Origin of the sequence: Thermoflexibacter ruber (assembly GCF_900113045.1) — a bacterium.
GTDB classification, from domain to species: domain Bacteria; phylum Bacteroidota; class Bacteroidia; order Cytophagales; family Thermoflexibacteraceae; genus Thermoflexibacter; species Thermoflexibacter ruber.
Map to the genome: position 1 here is coordinate 1 of NZ_FONY01000091.1, position 2,639 is coordinate 2,639.

The following is a 2,639-nucleotide window of genomic DNA, read 5'->3' on the forward strand; positions in this document are numbered from 1 at the left end:
TGCTTATGATTTTTGGGGTTTAACAACGCAAAAGGGCTAACATCTCCTACAAATACCCATCCATGCGAATCTGGAATTACTTTATTCTTTTTTCTCCCAGTCATAGAGCTTCTTGCATCAGAGTAAAACTCTTTTTTCTTTTTCCCTGCAAATCCCCAAGATTCCGCAGCAAACTTTTCAAATTGATTACCCAGATTAGCATTAAAATCTCCTTTCCCTTTTTCTCCTATTCCTGCTTTTTCTCCTAATTCTTCTAATCTTTCTTTTGAAAGAGGTACATAAGTCTTTTCAATTCCACCTGTATTTGCGATATGATTCTCAACATCTTCCCACTCCATTCTCTCCCCTGTACCTGTATCATAATACTGTCCTGTGTACCAATTGTATCTTGGTTTCATTCCAGTAGGGTCTATGAACTTTACAGGATTGTTGTATGTGTAAGCATAGGGCGACCAGTTTACCATTGCATCAGCCAATGGGTCTATACTATGCCACCTGCCTATCTGAGCATCATAGTTTCTCGCTCCGTAGTCGTGCCAATGCAGCCCAAGCTCAGTTTGCTTCTCTTTGCTGTTGAAGGTAAACTTATTCTCTACATTCGGACTTGGTGCAGTGTAGTCCAAGCCCTTCATGCCCAAGCCAAAGGATAGTAAAATTAGGAATTATAAATGATGAATTATGAATGAGAAAACATAAAGTCATTTTTTCACGTCTTTTGACGTGAAAAACTATACTTTGCATAACCTACTGACTACCAAGAAATAAAACTTACCTCTACTGCTTACGCACTTACACGCCAATCAGAGATTGGAAAACCAAATGCCTTAGATACGCTTAAATCTATCGCAAACGAGAAGAGATTGTTCCGCAACAGTTACAAATCCTGACTAAGAGGATTTCCCACCAACTTTGCCTACGAAAGATGATTAGAAGAATACCACTCTGATGTTTTGGGATTTAATTCTTTCATTATTTCTGACTCTTTTGTTGAATCATATCTCAAATATCCGTCTTTGATAATGTACACCCTATTTTTAAAGCATTCCCAAATAGTTTTAAACATAATAGTCAGACTATCAAAATACATCCCAAAAATATCTTCAGATTCAAAATCAAGTTCAAAAATCCGACCTTCTATACTGTCCGATTTTTTATTACATTCAATAACCAAATAATTTCCCCCTGAATCATAGAAAATAGGAAAGAAATCAAAAGAAAAATCTTTGTTAGGAATTAAATATGTGATCCTTTTATAAATATCAATTGCTTCCTCAAGAGTCAAAAAATACATAGTAGGAAAGAAACAAAGGTGTCTTAAACTAAGGGCACTTTCTCTATTGACTGTTCCATTTTTCCATGTGTACAGAGATAATAACTCTGCTGGTAGTTTTATAGGTAGATTAGCTATTCGTTCATTTATTTCTCTTTTACTTTTTCCTTCTTGAAGGAACTTTACAACAGAGGCATCTTCTTCTTCAAGCCAATTATAAATTAACTTGGCGTAATCAATAATATCCATAGATTATTTATTTTGTTTCATTTGGAACTAATTTAACTTTAAACTTACTACCCAGCTTCATTTTATTTGCGCGATAAAAAGAAGATAATAATATTTTTTGAATGTTTTGTTGCCAAATAGGAACTTCTGCTACCGTTGCCCCTAATCCTCCCTCCAAAGTAGAAGCATAAGGATACTCGTCCCAAGAATACCCGTCTTGTGCATTAGGCATATGACCGTATGCTGCATCTCTCCTATCTCTCTTAGCTTTCCTGTCATCAGAAGTTTTTGGAGCTCCTGCATAAGTCAAGATGTCATATGAGTCTAAAGATATACCCCTATTTGTAAAACCTGTAACAGTATTTAGATATATATCTGGGTAATCACTTTCTCTTACATAGAAGATAGGTATGTCCTCCTCAGCTGCTATCCTTCTGCGATTATTTTCTTTATTTTGCTTGTCAAATGCTTCATGTATTCTTTTAGCATTATCATCTCCATTTGCAGGTTTAAGCATAGCGCCAACAAATACTGTCCCTGCCGTCAACCATCTTGCTCCACCAAAGTTAGCAACACGTTTTAAAAACTTATTGGAAGCATCAATAACTTTATCCCAGATGCTACGATTATAAGGTATTTTTCCAACGGGGACGATAGTAGGGGCATTTCTTGCCTCTTGTCTTTTCCCTCCATTATCAGGGCAACAGCCTCTTCCATTATTTTTACCTTTGAAGTGCTGGTTGAGCATACTCATGGCGGTAAAAGGGTCTACAGAAATCCAACCTATCTCAGGTAGTGGATTTTTGCCTATTGATGGCGAAGGAGTAGGTGATGCCAAGCCCGTAGGGTCATTAAACATTATCGGATTATTATACCCAAACTGATAAGGATTAATCCCTATAAACAAGTCTGCCAGCGGGTCTATCTGATGAAACCTCCCTAACTGTGGGTCGTAGCTCCTAAACGCTGTTTCATGCCAGTGGAGGTTGAGTTTTGTTTCCTTTTCTGTCTGTCCATTGAAAGTAAACTTATTTCCCTGATTTACATTCTGCACATAGTCGAAGCCCTTCATGCCCAAGCCGAAGAGAACAGGGAAAACTGACAATAGCAAAAAGATTTATACTTGTTGATTGGCTATATA

The 2,639-nt window shown here is 37.0% G+C and carries 3 protein-coding genes; all 3 read right to left on the reverse strand.

All coding sequences use genetic code 11. From position 1 onward, the window contains the following. Nucleotides 1-632, reverse strand: a 632-nt coding sequence (locus BM141_RS22065) for an RHS repeat domain-containing protein (protein ID WP_143091077.1), incomplete at its 3' end; no start/stop codon positions are given. 281 nt (nt 633-913) lie between these two features. Further along, the gene (locus BM141_RS22070) at nt 914-1,519 is read right to left on the reverse strand and encodes an SMI1/KNR4 family protein (RefSeq protein WP_091549599.1); all 606 of its coding nucleotides are present in this window, start codon (nt 1,517-1,519) and stop codon (nt 914-916) included. A gap of 7 nt (nt 1,520-1,526) precedes the next feature. Next, entirely contained in the window at nt 1,527-2,570 is a 1,044-nt protein-coding gene (locus BM141_RS22075) for an RHS repeat-associated core domain-containing protein (protein ID WP_091549600.1), read from the reverse strand. Between the last annotated feature and the right edge of the window lie 69 nt (nt 2,571-2,639).

Excerpts from the sequence above, each read along its gene's own strand:
- BM141_RS22070 (WP_091549599.1), bottom strand. The coding sequence starts at position 1,519 with ATGGATATTATTGATTACGCCAAGTTAATTTATAATTGGCTTGAAGAA.
- BM141_RS22075 (WP_091549600.1), bottom strand. The coding sequence starts at position 2,570 with ATGAAGGGCTTCGACTATGTGCAGAATGTAAATCAGGGAAATAAGTTT.